16 protein-coding genes are annotated in these 19,390 nt (G+C 51.2%); all 16 read left to right on the top strand.

Annotated features, from left to right (window positions below; genetic code table 11):
• The first annotated feature begins 39 nt into the window (after nucleotides 1-39).
• On the top strand, nucleotides 40-981 hold the full coding sequence (locus ACFQ0N_RS26930; protein ID WP_379332206.1) for an ABC transporter permease subunit: 942 nt from the start codon (nucleotides 40-42) through the stop codon (nucleotides 979-981).
• A gap of 16 nt (nucleotides 982-997) precedes the next feature.
• Complete coding sequence (locus tag ACFQ0N_RS26925) at nucleotides 998-1,870, top strand: carbohydrate ABC transporter permease (protein WP_379332204.1); 873 nt, start codon at nucleotides 998-1,000, stop codon at nucleotides 1,868-1,870.
• Between the two features lie 247 nt (nucleotides 1,871-2,117).
• Nucleotides 2,118-2,891 carry an SDR family oxidoreductase gene (locus ACFQ0N_RS26920; protein WP_379332202.1) on the top strand — a complete coding sequence of 258 codons (774 nt, stop codon included), beginning with the start codon at nucleotides 2,118-2,120 and terminating at the stop codon, nucleotides 2,889-2,891.
• The gene (locus ACFQ0N_RS26915; protein ID WP_379332200.1) at nucleotides 2,888-3,643 is read left to right on the top strand and encodes an acetoacetate decarboxylase family protein; all 756 of its coding nucleotides are present in this window, start codon (nucleotides 2,888-2,890) and stop codon (nucleotides 3,641-3,643) included. The genes ACFQ0N_RS26920 and ACFQ0N_RS26915 overlap by 4 nt, the downstream gene beginning before the upstream one ends.
• A complete protein-coding gene (locus ACFQ0N_RS26910) occupies nucleotides 3,640-4,737 on the top strand; it encodes a mandelate racemase/muconate lactonizing enzyme family protein (RefSeq protein WP_379332198.1) in 1,098 nt (365 codons plus the stop codon). The genes ACFQ0N_RS26915 and ACFQ0N_RS26910 overlap by 4 nt, the downstream gene beginning before the upstream one ends.
• Nucleotides 4,738-4,750: 13 nt before the next feature.
• A complete protein-coding gene (locus tag ACFQ0N_RS26905) occupies nucleotides 4,751-5,524 on the top strand; it encodes an SDR family NAD(P)-dependent oxidoreductase (protein ID WP_379332196.1) in 774 nt (257 codons plus the stop codon).
• A gap of 31 nt (nucleotides 5,525-5,555) precedes the next feature.
• Nucleotides 5,556-6,956 carry a hypothetical protein gene (locus ACFQ0N_RS26900; RefSeq protein ID WP_379332194.1) on the top strand — a complete coding sequence of 467 codons (1,401 nt, stop codon included), beginning with the start codon at nucleotides 5,556-5,558 and terminating at the stop codon, nucleotides 6,954-6,956.
• Nucleotides 6,956-7,360 (top strand): RidA family protein, encoded by a 405-nt coding sequence (locus ACFQ0N_RS26895; RefSeq protein WP_379332192.1) that lies wholly within the window; start codon nucleotides 6,956-6,958, stop codon nucleotides 7,358-7,360. The genes ACFQ0N_RS26900 and ACFQ0N_RS26895 overlap by 1 nt, the downstream gene beginning before the upstream one ends.
• Nucleotides 7,350-8,330 (top strand): C-terminal binding protein, encoded by a 981-nt coding sequence (locus tag ACFQ0N_RS26890; protein ID WP_379332189.1) that lies wholly within the window; start codon nucleotides 7,350-7,352, stop codon nucleotides 8,328-8,330. The genes ACFQ0N_RS26895 and ACFQ0N_RS26890 overlap by 11 nt, the downstream gene beginning before the upstream one ends.
• A gap of 14 nt (nucleotides 8,331-8,344) precedes the next feature.
• Nucleotides 8,345-9,094, top strand: a complete 750-nt coding sequence (locus ACFQ0N_RS26885; protein ID WP_379332186.1) for an SDR family NAD(P)-dependent oxidoreductase — start codon at nucleotides 8,345-8,347, stop codon at nucleotides 9,092-9,094.
• Between the two features lie 103 nt (nucleotides 9,095-9,197).
• Nucleotides 9,198-10,937, top strand: coding sequence for an extracellular solute-binding protein (locus ACFQ0N_RS26880; RefSeq protein WP_379332184.1), 1,740 nt, complete (start codon nucleotides 9,198-9,200; stop codon nucleotides 10,935-10,937).
• Nucleotides 10,938-11,036: 99 nt separating this feature from the next.
• Nucleotides 11,037-11,930 carry an ABC transporter permease subunit gene (locus tag ACFQ0N_RS26875; RefSeq protein WP_379332182.1) on the top strand — a complete coding sequence of 298 codons (894 nt, stop codon included), beginning with the start codon at nucleotides 11,037-11,039 and terminating at the stop codon, nucleotides 11,928-11,930.
• A gap of 16 nt (nucleotides 11,931-11,946) precedes the next feature.
• On the top strand, nucleotides 11,947-12,822 hold the full coding sequence (locus ACFQ0N_RS26870) for a carbohydrate ABC transporter permease (protein WP_379332180.1): 876 nt from the start codon (nucleotides 11,947-11,949) through the stop codon (nucleotides 12,820-12,822).
• Nucleotides 12,823-12,887: 65 nt separating this feature from the next.
• Nucleotides 12,888-13,931 (top strand): DUF4432 family protein, encoded by a 1,044-nt coding sequence (locus ACFQ0N_RS26865; protein WP_379332178.1) that lies wholly within the window; start codon nucleotides 12,888-12,890, stop codon nucleotides 13,929-13,931.
• 33 nt (nucleotides 13,932-13,964) lie between these two features.
• Nucleotides 13,965-15,173, top strand: coding sequence for a Gfo/Idh/MocA family protein (locus tag ACFQ0N_RS26860; protein ID WP_379332176.1), 1,209 nt, complete (start codon nucleotides 13,965-13,967; stop codon nucleotides 15,171-15,173).
• Between the two features lie 159 nt (nucleotides 15,174-15,332).
• On the top strand, nucleotides 15,333-19,202 hold the full coding sequence (locus ACFQ0N_RS26855) for a hypothetical protein (protein ID WP_379332174.1): 3,870 nt from the start codon (nucleotides 15,333-15,335) through the stop codon (nucleotides 19,200-19,202).
• Nucleotides 19,203-19,390: the final 188 nt, after the last annotated feature.

The raw sequence follows: 19,390 nt of genomic DNA, 5'->3' as shown, positions 1-19,390 counted from the left end.
TTAATTCTTTTTGCCCCGACGGGCAGAAAGGAGCGCCTAATGGCTCAAGCTGCTCTGCATGCGCAAAGGCGGAACAAGGCGGCGAAAATTGCAAGACAGAAATATTTGTACTTGATGCTCCTGCCGGCGGTCGTGCTTGTATTCATCTTCTCGTACGTGCCGCTTGCCGGGTGGATCATCGCTTTTATCCAATTCAGGCCGGGGTTCGATTTATTACCGGCGCAGTGGACGGGTTTGCGGGAGTTCGCGAATTTTTTTACGCAAGGAAACGATTACGTTTATTTGCTCCGAAATACACTTGCGATGAATATTGGCGCGCTCATCACTAATTTGCTTTCCGCATTTTTGTTCGCTCTCTTGCTGAATGAAATCCGGAACCGTTATTTCGGAAAGCTGGTTCAAACGGTTACTTTTTTCCCGTTTTTCGTGTCATGGGTCATCATCTATTCTTTTTCCAGCGCGCTTTTCGCCAGCTCGGCCGGAGCTGTTAACGAAACGCTTGTCGGATGGGGATTGATCGAAGAAGGCGTCAATTTTATGGGCGACCCGAAGTACGCCTGGTTATTCATGATCGGGCTGGGCGCATGGAAATATCTTGGTTACAACAGCGTCATTTTTATTTCCTCCATCGCTTCGATTCCCGCGGAATACTATGAAGCGGCTGAAATCGACGGTGCCGGCCGATTTCGCAAAGTCTGGCATATTACGGTTCCCGGCATGGTTCCGACGCTGATCGTGCTGCTGATTCTGAACAGCGGATGGATTTTGAATTCGAATTTCGAGCAATTTTATTTATTTACGAACACGACCAACTGGGAAAAGATGGAGGTTCTCGACATTTATATTTATAAATACGGTCTGCAACTGCTCAACTATCCGTATGCGACAGCCGTAGGCATCTTGAAAACATTTATCAGCTTGGCGCTTATTGTAGGGGTAAACGCCCTATCCAAGAAAGCGACCGGAAAAGCGATTTTCTGACGGGGAGGAGGAACTGTTGAAAACAAGGTCGATTGGCGGCATCGCGTTTGATATCGCGAACTACTTGTTCATGCTGTCCGTACTGCTTGTAATGACGCTGCCATTCATTTATGTTATCAGTTATTCGTTAAGCAGTCCAAATTTATTGAAGGGCGGTTTGATTTTATTTCCGGAAGGTTTTACGCTGGATTCCTTCAAACGGGCGTTCGGAGATCCGGCAGTATTGACGGGAGCAGGTATCTCTGTCGCCAGAACGGTGATCGGGCCTGCCGTGATGCTTTTCTTTACGTCGATGGCCGGTTATGTGCTGACACGCTCCGAGTTGATCGGCGTTAAAGTTTTTCGTAAGTATTTTATTTATACGTTATATTTCTCCAGCGGCATCATTCCGATGTATTTGTTGATGGGTTATCTGCAATTAAAAGGGACGTTCCTGATCTATATCGTTCCTGGCGCCATATCGGTTTTTAACATGGTGCTGATCAAAACGTACATCGAAGCGCTTCCGTCCGAGCTTGGAGAAGCGGCCGTCGTCGACGGAGCGAATGATTTGCAGCTTTTTTTCAAAGTCATCTTTCCGGTTTGTACGCCGGTATTCGCGGCTGTCGTGTTGTTCGATATCGTGAACCAGTGGAATGCGTTCATGGATGTGCAAATCTACAATACGATGTCTCCGGGGCTGCACTCGTTACAGTATGTGCTCTACAATATGCTGAATCAGTACAATTCAATGGAACAGTTGAAGCAGAACATGCAAAGTCAGGCCATATCGCCGCAAACGTTCAAAATGGCCACTACCGTCATAACGGTACTGCCGATCGCCTGCGTGTATCCGTTTTTGCAGAAGTATTTTATTAAAGGGCTGCTGGTCGGTTCCGTAAAGGGATAACCGGAAATCGGGTGATCACTCAATGTATGAATAATCGAATCATTGAACGCCAGAGAGTACAATTTTTCTCTTTGCAATACCGGATATGGTCAAATCGAAAATCCGGATCCGACGGATCCGACCGCTTCGATTCCGATTTCAACCGAGTTTATCGTCAGAGAATCGTGTTATCCGCTCAATAACTAATTTTTTTTCGTACGCGAGGAAACGTTTCCACGCAAATTACACACTTACGGGGGGCGGAAACATGGAGCCTGATTTATATCGTCAGATGTTTGGTCTGCAAGATCAGGTCGCTATTGTAACAGGCGCAAGCCGGGGACTTGGACAGTCGATGGCGCTTGCGCTCGGCAGAGCGGGAGCGGCCGTTTGTATTGTAGGCCGTCAGCCGAATTTGGATAAAACGAAACAACTTATGAATGATTATGGGGTTGATTATATCGAGGTGCTCGCAGATCTGACTTGCTCCCAAGGCATTCAATCGATCATCGATGCGACGATGGACCGATGGGGAAAAGTGGACACCCTGGTGAATAACGCCGGAACTTTTCTTCGCAAGCCTTCCATCGAATGGACGATGGAAGAATGGGATTTCGTCGTTAATGTCAATTTGCGGGCGGTCTTCGAAATTTGCCAGGCGGCAGGGAAAATCATGCTGCGGCGGAAATCGGGAAAAATCGTCAACATCGCCTCGATTCTCGGCTTCCAGGGAGGGTACATATGTCCGGCATACGCCGCGAGCCGCCACGGAGTACTAGGGCTAACCAAGGCATTGGCCAATGAATGGGCCGAGCACGGGATCAACGTCAATGCTATATGTCCCGGCTATATGGATACGGATCAGAATATCGATTTGTTTAACGATCCAATCCGCTCTAAAGAGTTGTTTGCCAGAATTCCCGCCAAGAGATGGGGCTCCAAAAGCGAAATTGACGGCGCATGCCTTTTCCTGTCCTCGTCGGCATCTGATTACATGAATGGTCAAGTCGTAACCGTTGACGGAGGTTGGATGGGGCGATGAATTCGGATGAGCGGTTCTCAACACCACTGGGGGCGCCTTTGGTTCCCCTATTCCCGATCAATTTCCGGGATACGCAAATCTTAACGATCGTTTATCAAACGCATCAGTCCGCCGTCGAAGCGATTTTACCCCGACCGCTCGTCCCTGGCAGCGACACGGTGATCGTTCACTTCTATCGAATGAACGATCCGGATTGGTTCGGTCCACACCATGAATTTGCGGTTCAGGTCGACGCGGCGCTGCCTGACCGGAATGTTCGAGGAGCTTACTCTCCGTTCATCATGGTGACGACTGAAGGCGGACTTGCCACCGGCAGGGAAATTTACGGTCAGCCAAAAAAACTGGGCAATCCGTCGATCGAGATTCATGGCGATCTGATCGTGGGACGCGCGAGCCGCAATGGCATCGACGTTGCGGTTGGAACAATGCCGTATAAACAAGCAAAAGCTGAAATGTCGGAGATCACCTCCTATTTTCCTTTTACGAACAACATCAACTATAAATTCATACCGCAAATCACCGGAGAACCTGCGGTTCGCCAGCTGACATCCCGCCGTTTTGAAGATGTCCGCGTCCATGAATGCTGGAAGGGCGCGGGTACGATCGAAATTCGTCTGAACGCGCAATTTCCGCTGTATCGGCTGCCTGTTCGGCGTTTCCTGGAAGGATATTATTGGAGGGCGGATTTGACGCTTCCGTTCGGCACTGTCATCTATGATTATCTGGAAGAAGAAGGAGCTGAGGCTAAGTGATCGTCAAAGAAGTTCGATCTTATACGATTTCCTTGCCGCTGGATATTCCCATCTATACCAGCAATACGACGATCAGGCAAAGGGACTTTGTCTTTGTTGAAATCGAGACGGAGAACGGTTTGAAAGGCTGCGGCTACGGGTTTGCCAGAGACGGCTTGATCGCCGAATGCATAACGAAAAACTTGCGGCCACTCTTGCTGGGACAAGATGCGCTCCTCACCGAGAAGCTGTGGGACGAAATGTATATGAACACAAGATATTTGGGCCGCAAAGGCATGATGATGCGGGCGATCAGCGCCGTCGATATCGCGCTGTGGGATCTGAAAGGTAAACTTGCGGGGCTTCCTTTGTGGAAATTGCTGGGCGGACACGACAACAAGGTTAAAGCATATGTCGCCGGAGGTTACTACCGAGAAAATCAATCGATCGACGAATTGAAAAAGGAATTTCTCTCTTATCGGGAACAGCAATTTCATGGTGCGAAAATCAATGTCGGCGGGCTTTCGATGAAAGAGGATCTGGAAAGGATCCAAGCCGTCCGCTCCGCTATCGGGGAAAACATGGAATTAATGGTTGATTTCAACGGGGTGTTGACATCCGCCAAACAGGCCGAGCAATTCGCCCGGCGGGTGGAACCTTATCAAATTAAATTTATCGAAGAACCGTTTTTGATGGATAACCTTTCAGCCATGCAGGAACTTCGCGCGAGAACGCCAATCCCGATTGCCATAGGCGAAGACGAGAGCGGAAGATGGCCGTTCAAGGAAATGATGGTTCAGCACTGCCTGGACATTGTCCGGCATGATGCGACATTAGTCGGCGGGATTTCCGAATGGGTGAAGGTGGCACATCTGGCGCAAGCTTTTCGGATTCCGATTTTCGCCCATTGGTTTCCGGAAATCCATATTCATTTGGCGTCCGCATTTCCGAGCGGCATCGGAATCGAACTCATCGCACCAGAGAGCGGAACGATGAATTTTCATTATCTCGTGCATAATCCGGTCAAGCAGCAGAATGGCTGCGCGTTGGCTCCCGAAGAGCCCGGTTTGGGACTGAATTGGAACTGGGAAGCGATCGAACGGGCGATCCGATGAAAGGAGACCTTCTATGTATCGACTGCAAGGCAAGACCGCTCTTATTACCGGCGCTGCCCGAGGAATCGGTTTTGCCATCGCGCGCAAGCTGGCCGAGTCGGGCGCCAAAGTTTCCATTTCCGATACCCGCTTGGATGCGGCGGAAAGGGCGGCCCGCGAGATCGGTCAAACGACGGGCAAAAAAATGAACGACGAGATTCATTATGCGCAAGTGGATGTCAGCCGATCGGAGCAAGTCCGCGATTGGATCGGACAAACGGCTGCCCGCTGGTCGACGATAGATATCATGGTATGCAATGCCGGTATTCAGTTGAACCGCTCTTCGCTTGAAATTTCGGATGACGAGTGGCGTCAAGTGATGGGCGTGGATTTGGACGGCGTATTCTACTGCGCGCGGGAAGCGGGCAGGGTCATGGTGGAGCAAGGAAAAGGCTGCATAATCACCATATCCTCGATCGCCGAAAAATTTGGTTTGCCGCGACGGCTGCCATACGGCGTGGCCAAATCCGGCGTTTCCGCGCTCACGCGCGTGCTGGCTGCGGAATGGGCGGAGCAAGGGGTCAGGGTTAACGCGATCGCACCCGGGTATGTTGAAACGGAACTCGTCTCCCATGCGCTTCAGCAAGGACATATTCAACAAGATGAAATCGTTTCCAAAATACCGATGCGCAAAATGGCCGATCCTGTTCAAATCGCGGAGGCGGCATTATTTCTGGCAACGGAAAGCTCGGCTTACATTACGGGGCAGGTTCTTTTCGTAGACGGTGGTTATTCCATCAGCAAATAAGATCGCAGCAGCTCTATTGGAGGCGAAGAATATGCTTACGCTGGGTACGGCAACAAGAGTGATTAATCCTTCATTACGCATTCCGCTTGCAGGCTGGGGGGCGCAAAATCATATCGTGGGAACGGCGCTGGAGGCTGATTTCCGGACGACCGTATTCGCGATTGCCGCAGACGATACGGTGGCTGTCATTATTGACGTGGATACGAGCCATTTTTCAAAATCGCAAGCGGACGAATTTATTCGCGAGATCGCCGGTTTCCTGGAACTGGATGAATCCTGCATTCGTTTATCCACCACGCATACGCATTCAGGACCGCTGCTTTCGGCGGAATATTATCCGGAGTACGAACCCGAGGTTCGGAAGTATGCTGAGGATTTGCTGCAAAAAACGAAAGAGGCGGCGCGAGAGGCGCTGGACAATCGAATCAAGGTCACCGTAGGCGCGGGAACCGGCAGCTGCGATGTTGCCGTTAATCGGCGTCAGCATCTGCCGGATGGAAGAACGGTGACTGGGGCGAATGCGCACGGCGTTACAGATTCGGCCGTCGGCGTCATCCGCTTTGACGATGAGCGGGGGAATGTCGCGGCCGCCATCGTACATTACAGCTGCCATCCGACCGTACTCGGTTATGAGAATACGCTGTACAGCCCGGAATATCCGGGTGTCGTCAAACGAATGCTGGAGCATACGGTCGGCGGAACGTGCCTCTTTCTGCAAGGAGCCGCAGGCAATGTCGGTCCTGGATACGAAGGCTTCGGCACGAATCTGGAGGAGATGAAGCGAATCGGAAAAATCATCGGTTGCGAAGCGGCCAAAACGGTTTTGGAAACGTCGACGACCCCGGTTACCCGTCATTTTGCAGGCGTCGTGGAATCGGGCGCGCCGTTGGGGATTTGGAAGTTGCGCAAGGAAACAGCGCCGGTTCCTGTGTTTCAAATCGTCAATCGTTCCATCAAGCTTCCTCTGAAAGAACAATTGACCGTTGAAGAAGCCGTACGCATCGCGAATGGTTGCCGGGATCAATTGTGGCAGTTGCGGGCGGAAAAGGCTCCCGAGCAATTGATTAAAGAAGCGACTTTCAAGGCCAAAAGAGCGTTCATGGCGGTTGAACGATCCGAAATGTATCATGGCAAGCGGATGATTGAAGTCAACGTTCAATTTATCCGGATCGGGGATATCGTTATGATCGGCTCGCCGATCGAACCGTTCGTTCAGATCGGACTGGACATCAAAAAGCGTTCCCCGTTCCCGTTTACATTTTACAGCGGATACACGAACGGCACGCTCGGATACATGCCGACCCGCGAAGATTATCCGTTTCACGGGTACGAAGTGGATACGACGCCTTATAGTCCGGATGCCGCGGAACCACTGATTGATGAGATCGTCAACGAACTCATTTCCATATGGAAGGGAGGGGGGGAGATTTGATGGCGGAAAAAAAGGAAATCAAAACTTCAAGCGCTTTGCATTCAGGCGCGAACTATTCGCAAGCGATCTTGGCGGGGGATTCGGTATATGTTGCCGGACAAGTCCCCATCGATCCGTATACGAAACAGGTGACAGGGGAGACGGTAGCCGAACAAACGCGTTCCGTGCTTACTTATATTAAAGCAATATTGGCTGAAGCCGGCTGTACCATGGACGATATTGTGAAGATAAATTGCTACTTGACTGATATCTCTAAGTTTCAAGAAATGAACGAAGTGTTTGCCGAGTTTTTCAGCAGACCTTACCCTGCCAGAGTTACGGTGGGCGTTCAATTGATCGGGTTTCAGGTGGAAATGGATTGCACTGCGCGATTACCCGCATGGAGGAAACAGAATGAGTTGTAAAGTAGTCGTGACGGATCATGGATTCCCCGATTTGAACATCGAGAAACAAGTATTGGCCGATTTCGACGTCGAGCTGCGGGAGTACCAGTGCAAATCGCCGGATGAAGTGATTCACGCCGCGGAGCATGCGGATGCCATATTGACCCAGTGGGCACCCATCAATGCCGATGTGGTTTCTTCCCTTCAACAATGCCAAGCGATCGTCCGGTACGGAATCGGCGTAGACAATGTCGACCTTGAAGCAGCGGGAGCAAGAGGCATACCCGTTATTAACGTACCCGACTACGCGCTGGATGAAGTAGCCGATCATGCCATGGCCCTGATGATATCCGGGGCAAGAAAACTCCCGCAAATCAGGGAGCGGATTAATCGCGGGATATGGGAAACGAACCCTTGCCGGCCTATGTACAGTCTGAAAGGCAGGGTGCTGGGACTGGCCGGATTCGGCAATATCGCGCGCAAAGTGGCCGCGCGGGCGTCAGCCTTCGGACTTCAGGTTATTGCATACGATCCTTATGTGCCGGAGGCGTCTTTCCGATCGTTTAATGTCCGGAAGACGAATTGGGATTCGCTGCTTGAACAGAGCGATATCATTTCCGTTCATTTGCCTCTTACCCCCGATACGAAGCACTTGTTCCGGGACGAAGCTTTCCGGCGAATGAAGAAAGGGGCGTTCCTCGTAAATACGGCAAGAGGCGCACTGGTGAATACCGAAGATTTGATCCTACATCTGCGCAGCGGGCATTTGTCCGGCGCCGGGTTGGACGTGCTTGAGCAGGAACCGGTTTCCGCAAAATCCGAGCTGCTCGAAGTTTCTACTCTTGTGCTTACCAGCCACTGCGCATGGTACACGGAGGATGCTCTGCTGCGTTTGAAGGCATTCGCAGCGGAAGAGATCGCCCGGGTATTCCGCGGAGAAACGCCAAAACATATTGCGAACCGGCAATATCTTAAGAACCTATCCCCATAAGAGGTGCTTCCACAATGAGATTAAAGGGCAAAGTTGCAATTATTACAGGCGGAACATCGGGGATCGGCAGAGGAAGCTGTCTGGTGTTTGCGCGCCAGGGGGCCAAAGTGGTCGTGGTCGGGCAGAACGAAGAGCGGGGCCGCGAAGTGGCGGAGCAAATCCGTCAGGAAGGCGGAGAAGCGATTTTCGTGCCAACCGATGTTTCCCGGACGGAGCAAGTCCAATTGATGATCTTGGGAACCGTGAAACGCTTTGGCAAAATCGACATTCTTTTCAATAACGCTTTCTGGTACAAGGTAGCCCCTGCATTGGAATTAGCGGATGAGGATTGGAACAGGACGTTGGATGTGACGCTGACGGGCAGCTACTTGTGCTGCAAGTACGCGATTGAGCAAATGATTCAGTCCGGCGGAGGTTCGATTATCAACAACGCATCCGTTGGCGCTGTCGTCGGATTTGACGCCCACCCCGCCTATAATGCGGCCAAAGGCGGCATTGTCATGCTGACGAAGAACTTGGCCATCGATTACGGAAAATATCAAATCCGCGTGAATGCCATCAGCCCAGGCATCATCGAAACGCCGGTCAGCGAAAAGGCGATCCAGGATCCGCAAATGTACGCTCATTACATGACCAAGTGTTTGACGGGAAGGGTCGGGACACCGGAGGATGTTGCTTACATGGCCGTTTATCTCGCATCGGACGAATCCGCTTTCGTGACGGGGGCCAATTTCATGGTGGATAACGGTTGGACGGCCAGATAAGGCGGATATTGTCTTCCGGAGGTGATGCTATTTGATAAGTAAGAAAATTCAATTTATAAGAAGCGGTAAGCAAAACTTTTATCATTCAAAGGGAGGATCTACCATGTCGGTCGTATGGAGAAAAGTCGTTCTATTTTCGGTTTTTATCGCTTTATTGACCGCAACCGCCTGCAGCAGCAAAAATAATGCCGATTCCTCGCAGCGCGCCAGCGCAGCTCCGCCAAGCCCGGCTTCGAGTACCGCGTCCGGGTCGGCTTCGCCGGATCGAAGCGAGTATGTTATCAAAGCTTTTTCCGAAGATGCGAGTTGGAAGTTAAAAAGAAGCGATGAAACTGCCGTCGGCAAAATCATCAAGGAAAAATTCGGGATCGTGTTGGAATACGTTCCTTTTAGCGGAGATTACCGCAATCAATTGAACCTGATGCTTGCATCGGGCGACTACCCCGAAATATTGAGATTGGAGCAAAACGATCTGGTTCAAAAATATATCAAAGCCGGAGCCGCATTGCCGCTTGATGAATATTTGCCGAATATGCCGAACTTTAGTGAAGCGTATCAAAACCAGATTCCTTATTGGAGATTGGCGGCGGACGACGGCAAATTGTACAAATGGGAAATGCGCATGCCCCAGGAATTCAATCCGGCCACATGCGATTGTCTAGATATGGCCATCCGACACGATGTGCTGAAAGAAGCAGGATATCCGACAATTGTGAATTCCGACGACTATATTGCGTTCTTGAAAGCGGCACTTGAAAAACATCCGACGACGAATGGCAAAAAAACGATCGGAATGACGCTGCCCTTGGCGGAATCGTGGGGCGTGGCAGGATTGACGCAGGCGTTGTATCAGAAAGGAGCGAACATTGCCGGCGTCGGCAACGGTGCGGTCGTTTTCGATCTGAAGGATCAGAAGTTCGTGGACATGTTCTTGAACCCTTATGTGAAAGAATCCTTTCAATTCATGAACAAAGCGTATCGGGCCGGTCTGATCAACGACGAATCGTTCACGGCCAAGTTGGATCAAGTTACGGAGCAAATCAATTCCGGACAAGCGTTAAGCATATTTTATACGGTTTGGACGGTAGAACCCGCGAACAGAACGTTTGAACAGGCCGGCAACAAGGACTCCCAGTACGTAAGAATGCCCATTCAATCGCCTGCCGCTCTGAACAATAGAGAGAAGAGGCTTGTCACGGTAGAAAATGTCCGTCCTTTCGATTCGGTGATCATAACCAAAAACACCAAACATCCGGAACGCATTGTCGAACTGCTCGAATATTTGTCTTCCGACGAAGGCCAAATTTTGGTGAACACAGGCGTCGAGGGCGTCGATTATACGATGGTCGACGGCAAACGGGTATTGAGCGCCGATTTCGAACAACGTCTTGCTTCAGGCGACTTTATCAACAAAGACGGCGCGATGATCTTCCAAATTTTCGGACTGATGATGACGAAGTCGAAGTCGGACGGCCAATTTTACAATCTGACGACGGATCCCGGCAATATTAGCAAGTCCATCACGCCTACCGTACTGGAAGCTTATCGCGCTATGGGGTGGAGCGACCCCTACCAGTGGTGGGAAGAGAACGCGATTGTCGTTCCGAAAGATTTGATCGTGACCGTCCAAGTGGATCCTGCCAGCGCGATCGGGGCGGCTGAACAGAAGCTGATTCAATTCCGGGTCAAAAATACGCCTCAGTTGATTTTGGCCAAGGATGACGCCGACTTCGAAGCGTTGTACCAGAAACTGTCGGAGCAGTATAACCAACTGAAGCCCCAGCAAGTTTGGGATGAATACAACCGGCAATATCAAGAACTCGCAGCCAAAGTGAAAAAATAAAAAGAGCAGCGCATGCGGTATTAAAGACAAAACCTTTAATGCCGCCGTGTGCAGATTTCATTCTTTCGGTAAGGAGTGATCTGTCAGGTGGCTCAGCGATTGATTCGGTACAGATATATTTATTTGATGTTACTCCCTGCAGTTGCTCTTGTATTTCTATTTCACTATTACACGTTATCCGGTTGGCTCATCGCCTTTACCAATTATCAGGTCGGCATTAGCATTTGGAAATCTCCGTGGGCGGGGTTGGAGCAGTTTCGCTCCTTTTTCCAGCAAAGCAGCGAGTATATGTACGTCATTCGCAATACGTTGGTGATGAATCTTTCCGTTATTTTCGTCAATTTGATCGCGGGCTTGACCTGCGCCATCCTGATTCATGAATTGCGTTCCAAAAGGTTCGGGAAGTTCATGCAAATGATATCCTTTTTCCCGTTCTTTATTTCATGGGTAGTCGTCTATTCGTTTCTGTTTTCCTTATTCGCGGCATCTACGGGGGCGGTTAACGAGACATTGGTGAAAGCCGGAGTTATCCAGGAAGGCATTAACCTGCTGGGGGATGAAAGGTACTCCTGGATATTGATTATTTGCCTGCAGCTCTGGAAGTATCTCGGATTTAATGTGATTATATTCATTTCCTCCATCGCTTCCATTTCGAACGATCAGTATGAGGCGGCCGATCTTGACGGCGCTGGCCGGTGGGGAAAAGTCCGGTACATAACAGTGCCGAATTTGGTGCCGACCTGCGTCATTTTACTGATCATGAACGTCGGGTGGGTGCTGACTTCGGACTTCGAGCTATTCTATTTGTTTATCAATCCTACGAATTGGCCTACGATGAACACCCTGGACATGTACATTTATAATTATGGCCTGCAATTAGGCAACTTTTCCTACGCTACGGCAGTCGGCATCGTCAAAACGTTTGTCAGCTTGATTCTGGTTATATCGGCCAACTCTATCTCCAAAAAATTAACGGGAAAATCAATTTTATAAGCGAGGAGATTTCAGCATGAGCAACAATTCAAAGGCCGGAATGGTATTTGACGTATTCAACGTTCTGATCATGGCGATCATTGCCGTCAGCATGCTGTATCCGCTGCTGTATATCTTCTCTTATTCCATAAGCGATGCCTCGATTAGGCACTCCGGCCTTATGCTGCTGCCGAGAGGGTTTTCATTGGAAGGCTATCGGCAGCTGTTGAACACGCCCGGATTTGCCAATGCGCTGTGGATATCGGTTTCTCGAACAGTAGCGGGGCCGATCATCATGATCGCCGCAACAGGCATGGCAGCTTACTGTCTCACTAGAGAAGAAGTGGTAGGCGTTACGTTTTTTCGCAAGTTTTTCGTGTTCACGATGTATTTCTCCAGCGGTTTGATCCCCAGCTACATTTTGGCCGTCGATTTGAAAATCGCGGGGACGTTTTGGATTTACATTTTGCCGCTGGCGGTCAACGTTTTTAATATGGTTCTGATCAAAACCTATATCGAAAGCATTCCAAAGTCGTTGGGAGAATCAGCGATCGTGGACGGAGCGAACGATGTAGTCGTTTTCTGGAAAATCATCCTTCCCGTATGCGCTCCCGTTATGGGGGCGGTTGCCTTGTTCAGCGCCGTGCAGCAATGGAACAGCTTTATCGATACGCAAATATACAATTCGATGAGGCCTAATCTTTTTACCTTGCAATATTTGTTGTATATGGTATTCAACTCAGCCCAGCAAAACCAGGCCGATTACTTAACGGCTATGAATAAGCAGCATGTCGACTTGCAAAGCTTGAGAATGTCGATTGCCGTCATCAACATTTTGCCCATTATGGCGATCTATCCGTTTCTGCAAAAGTATTTCGTGAAAGGCTTATTGATCGGGGCGGTTAAAGGCTAACATACTTCAATCGGAGATGATCATCAATCATGCTTTTATGGAACCGTAATCAGGGTTGCCGCTATATGGAATATCAGCGTGAGGGCAATCGGTTTCTGACGATCGAAAACGAAAGGCTGCGGATGACCTTTTGGCTGAACAAAGGCGCCGACATGATCGAACTATGCCATAAACCGTCAGATGTGGATGTGTTGTGGCATGCGCCGCTGCCGATCCACAAACCAGGGGATTACACCGCTCCTGCATCTTCCGGATCAGGCACATTTTTCGACTATTATCCTGGCGGATGGCAAGAAGTTTTTCCTAATTCGCATTTGCCTACAAGCGAATACAAAGACGCGCCTCTCGGTCTGCATGGAGAAGTATGTCTGCTTCCATGGTCGTATCGCGTGGAAGAGGATCAAGGGGAGCATTTGAAAATCCAATTGGCGGTACAAACCGTGCGAACGCCGTTTCGTTTGGCGAAGACAATCGAGATTTTCCGCGATCAGCCGTGGTTCTATCTCCATGAAACGATTGTTAATATCGGACAGGAGGAGATGGCATATAACTGGGGGCATCACCCGACATTCGGCGCCCCGTTGCTGGATGAAGGAAGTATTATCGATGTGCCGGAAGGTTCCGTAACCGTAACCCCGGATTATCCATATTCGGCAACCGCCAGATATGCGCAGGGACAGAGGAAACACTGGCCGATGCTGAGAGATGTGAATGGGGATGAGGTCAATGCGGCGCGTGTCAAGTCGGCGGAAACAAGAACATCGGACAGCTTTCATCTGGAATTGTCAGAGGGCTGGGCTTCGCTCCGAAACCCCAAGCTGGATATCGGGATCGGGCTGGCATGGGATATTAAACAATTTCCTTATCTTTGGTGTTGGCAAGGCTACGGCGGCAGTTGGGGCTACCCTTTTTACGGAAGGAATTACAATATCGCGCTGGAGCCTTTTACAAACCCGATCGGAAACCTGGTCGAATCGATCGCTTCCGGCCATTCACGAAATTTGCAGCCTTCCGGGTCCGCTACGACAACTTTGCGCGTCGGATTCACGAGAGGAGACCGGCCGATTCGGCGGATAAGGGTAGAAGAAGGAGAAACGTACGATTTCTAAATTTAACGCACAGCGAAAGGAAGGGGTATAAACATGAAAGTCGGCATTATCGGAACCGGACAGTTTGCACCGCATTTTGTTCCGCTATTTCAAGTGCATCCGCTTGTTACGGAAGTCGTTTTATGCGATATCGATCCCGACAAATTAGCTCGAACCGCCCAGCGGTTCGGCATCAAAACCACTTACTCCTCTTTGGACGACATCTGCGAGTCGGACGTCGACGCCGTAGCTATATTTACGCAAAATTGGCTCCATGGCCCGCAGGCGATCCAAGCGTTGGAAGCCGGAAAGCATGTATACAGCGCGGTGCCGTCCGCCATATCTATGACCGAAATCGAATCGATGGTGAAAACGGTGACGAAGTCGGGGCGCATCTATATGGTAGGGGAAACAAGCTACTATTATCCGCACGTCATCTATTGCAGGCAAAAATATAAAGAAGGCGCATTCGGGACGATCGTTCACGGAGAGGCGGAGTACTATCACGACTTCGACAGTTTGTACGATGTGATGAAATGGCGCGGAGGCAAAGATTGGTTAAAAACGGCGGGGTCGCCACCGATGTATTATCCGACGCATTCGATATCGCAGATCGTATCGGTCACGGGCGCCCGGATGACGCATGTGTCTTGCCAAGGATTTGTCGATCCAGTCGACGATCAGGTGTTCAAGAAAAACACGAATCAGTGGGCCAACGAATTCAGCAACGAGTCCGCGTTGTTCAAAATGTCGGACGGAAGCAGTTGCCGCATCAACGAGTTCCGACGGGTCGGCCACCAAGGTCTTAGCGAGCGGATGAGCTTGTTCGGAACGAAAGCGTCCTTCGAACAAAATAGCGGCGGATCCGTATGGGTGGAAAAGTATGGGGTGAAGCCGATCGAAAGATTGGATCATTTGTTCGAAGCCATACCTGCCAAACGCAATTCGCCGGACGAAAAGCGCGAAGGCATGGAATTGCTGGCAGATGACAGCTTTTTGTATGAAACCGCCCCCATACACGACACTTCGCGTCTCCCCGAGTCGTTTAAGGGATTGCCGAACGCGCACTACGGATCTCATCAGTTTCTGGTCGACGATTTTATCGTATCCTGTGCGACAGGCGAACTGCCACCCAATAACATCTGGCAAGCTGCCCGCTACTTGGTACCCGGCTTGATTGCGCATGAATCTGCTCTCCAGGGAGGAAAGCTGCTCCAAGTGCCGGATTTCGGAGACGCTCCCCGGTCGCTTTCGGAGTTGTAAATTAAATTTTAGAAAAATGGAAAATGAAAGGGGGTGAGGCTATGGGGTAAGTCCGAACGTTCCTGACGGGCGGTAAAGGAGTGCGTAACGAGCCTCGAAGGAGCAGGATTACAGGATTCTGATAGTGGCTATACATTTATCGCGAAGGAGAGGATGAGCTTGATGAGAAAAATGGGATTGATCGTGCTTATACTCACGCTTATGGCTGGCGGACAATTGTATTCGCCCGGTTCCACGGCTTCGGCATCGCCGCTTAACGTCAGCATCGGTCTGCAAAATACGACGCCTGTGCTTGACAGCGTTATCGGTTTCGGGGGAGAAGTCGACCCGTTTATGTTTTTTAATCACGAGACAATCACAGGGGTGGACGACGACGATTTGGCCGTTTTTGCAACCCGCATCAAAAAAACCGGAGTCAGCTTCGTTCGAATGTGGCTGCAAAGCGAATGGTGGGAGCCAAACAACGATAACAACGATCCGTTTGTCATCGACAACGCCGGATTTACGTGGGACAGCCCGGAAATGAAAAGCCTGTACAAGTATTTGGACGTGTTCAAGGAAAACGGCGTGAGCGTTCTGATCGACAGCATGGGGGGGAACATGACCAAGCTGTACCCGTGGTTGTATTGGTCCCCGGATATCAGCCATACGCCGCGTCCCGACAAAGTGGACGAATTCGCGGAAAATACAGTGGCGCTGCTCAAGCATCTCGTCGTGACCAAAGGTTATTCGAACGTCAAGTTCGCTTCGATCTACAATGAACCGGAAGCGTTTTTCGTGCCTCCTCCGGGTTATGACAAGCTCGAATATCATAAGACGTTGAACATGGCCGTCTATGACAGGCTGCAGGCAGAAGGACTTGGCAGCGTAAAGCTCGTGGGCGCAGAGAACATGGCGTACGACGCAGACGGCAAAGCGTTCTATACGGACTACACGCAGACGATGGGCGATTACATGGACGGCTATACGCTGCACTTCAGTCCTACATCCGCGATGATGGAGAACGGTTCGGCTGCGGCGGATATTGCCGATCTGCTGGCGCTCAAAAACACGAATGATCCGAATGGTACAGCGAAGCCGCTCATCTTCTCCGAAAACGGCGACAACGAGGTGAAAGCGACCGTCGATGCGGGACTGAACTTCGCAAGCCTAGTCGCCCACTCGCTGCGAATGGGCGTGGGGGGTATTTCGCAGTGGCGCTTAAACGACGAGTTGTATCCTCCGCTGGTCAGAGCGAACCAGACGATGACCGGTGAATCCGATTTCGGCGGGGGATGGTGGACGCATAAACAGGATAACTGGACGCCTTACTTCAAATATTACATCGCTTCGTTAATAACGAAATATATTCGTCCCGGCGCGGCAACGTATGCGACGACAAGCAGCGATGAGAAAGTGAACGCGGCCGTCGTCAAGATGGGCGCCGACAAGCACACGATACTCGTCGTCAACTGGAACACAGAGCCGGTGCAAGCTTCTTTCGCCTTGCAGCAACCGCTTAATACGACATTCCGGAAATTCGAATACGGCGGATCGGTCGTGCTCGACACGTTCGGCCGACTGCTTCCGAGCAGCGGCAGCGTCGCCGTAAACGGAACCGCTTTCACCGACAGCATTCCGGCGCGCAGCGTCGTGCTGTACACGAATATATCCGACCCGACGTCGCCTTCCGGGGTAAGCGGGTTAACCGCCTCCGCACCGTCCGCTTCCCAGGTCAATCTTGCTTGGACGGCCAACGCGGATACCGACTTGGCTTATTACAGAATTTACAGGGATACGATTAGCGGATTTACGCCTTCCGCTATGAATCAGGTCGGGGAAATCTGGATCAAACCCGGGGATACGCCTGCTTTCCATGATCGTACCGTGAAGCCCGGAACGAAATATTACTACAAGGTGACGGCGGTCGACGAAGTGGAGAACGAAGGCGCGGCAAGCGCACAGGCCGATGCTGCGACGCCGCAGCGCGGTTACAGCAATGCGCTTACCGTCACCGACGATGTCCAGAACGGGTTTTATGAAATTCATTCCGATCGCGATAGCGGTTATACGTTCCGCGTGTCGAAACTGACCGGTGTCGGACAATACGCCGCCGATATCGAGGGAACGATGCGCAATAACATTACCGTCGATTCCTACTCGATCCCCAGGGTGCTGAAGTATTCGGCGAACGCTTACGTGGATAAAATCGCAAACGGCGGTGCGGAAAGCGGCGCGTCGGCGCCCGACTCCTGGAACTGCTATATGGACGACCCGGCGGGGACATGCAGCTGGGATACGGGAATCGCCCATACGGGCGGCAAGTCGCTCAAAGTAACCGTCAACAACCCGGATAAACATGGAACGTGGCATCAGAACATCAGCGACATAACGGGGGGCAAGTATTACTTTCTGTCGTATTTCGTCAGAACCGATCAAGTCGCAAAGTCGGATTTTGGCGGTAGCGGCGCATATGCCGGAGTTACGTTCAGAGATTCATCTGGCAATCCGATATCGGAAGGCGGGGCGACGCTGTCGATCGGAGGCACCAAGGCGTGGACATACAAATACCAGCTGTTTTATGCGCCTGCGAACGCGGTCTCGGCAAATGTGGGCGTCAGAGTATGGGGAACGACAGGAAGCGCCTGGTACGACGATATTCAATTTTACGAGATTGCGGAAGCGGCGATTGACGGCAACCAAAATAAACCGGCCGGTTCCATCGACTTGCAAAGCGTGACGGCCGATCATAAACGGATCGTAACCGTGAAAGAGAGCGAGACGCTGCAGTACGACTTCTATCCGGAGCGGATCGACATTACGGTGACGGGCAGCAATCCCGGCGGATATTTTGTGGAAGACGGAGGGTTTCAGCCGCGTGACGGGGGAAGCGTGCTCTGGTCTGACGGGACGACTAGCGACCTGAGCCTCTTAAGTCCCGGAAGTTCGGTGGAAAAATCGGCGACATCGGCGGCGTTTCGGCAATGGGCTTCGCCGTATTTGGCGAAATACGATTTCGGCGCTTCGGCGAAGCAGATCCGCTGGACGAACGGCAGCAATTCAAGAGGGTACTACCCGAGGTTTCAACTGAACAGCGGTCAGACGTTTAGCATTTCTTTCCCGACCGACAATAAATTCGCGAATGCGGGAGCGGAGAACGGCAGCTCGGCTCCTTCCGGCTGGAGCTCGTGGACGAACGGAGACGGGACGTTCCAATGGGATGCAGCAACCGCTCACTGGGGGAGTAAAGCGCTGAAAATAACGAATCCGGGCGCGAACACTTCCTTATGGTATCAGCAAATGGCCAGCCCAGATTTGACACGGGAGATTTCCGCTTCCGGGTGGGTGAAAACGTCGTCGGTGTCCGGAGGGGACGGGGCATTTATTTCTCTCGTCGCGAAAGACGCAGCCGGAAACATTCTAGCCGAGCACCGGTCGCCCGTCCAGAGCGGTACGTCCGACTGGAAGGAGCTCACCGTTCGCATGACCCCGCCGCGGAATACAGCGACGATAGATGCAGGCGGCGCGCTGTGGGACTCCACGGGTCAAGCTTGGTTTGATGATTTGCGTTACCAGGCAGCGGACAATGCGGTGAAAAATCCCGGCGGCGAGAAGGGTGCAGGAACGGCTGCCGACGATTGGAGCACTTTCACGACGTCCGGAACACCGTTTGGTGTCGATGCCGCGGTTGCCCATACCGGAGGCAGATCGTTAAAAATTGCGCAGGCATCGGGCGCAGCTTCCAGTTGGAGCCAGCAGTTGTTCAACTTACAGAAAATTCAGGAGTACGAGTTCGGCGGCTGGGTGAAAACGAGCGGTGTAACTGGGGGGAACGGCGCGTTCATCGCGCTTGTCGCTAAAGACATCAATGGCAGCATCATTCAGGAAGGCTGGACGTCGATTATAACGGGAACGCAGGATTGGACTTTCGTACGCGGAAAGCTGATTTTGCCGCCATTAACGGAATCCGTGTCGATCGAGGGCAGGTTGTGGGGATCCAGCGGCACCGCCTGGTTTGACGATATAGATATCAAATTGCTTAAGCGGTAGCCGTCTCTCCCCCTGATTCCCTGAATTATTATTTGAAAATTCGTTAGATGACAAATCGCGATGCCCTGAGGCTTCGCGATTTTATCGTCAGCCATTTTAGGAGCCGTTGGTCTGAGGTTATTATGCTAAACAGAAGGTTGCGGAAATACGCAGAACAGTTCTAATAATGCAATGTGACCATAAATAAG

The organism is Paenibacillus sp. GCM10027626 (genome assembly GCF_042676285.1).
Lineage (GTDB): Bacteria > Bacillota > Bacilli > Paenibacillales > Paenibacillaceae > Paenibacillus_Z.
This window is presented reverse-complemented; position numbering and strand designations above follow the sequence as displayed.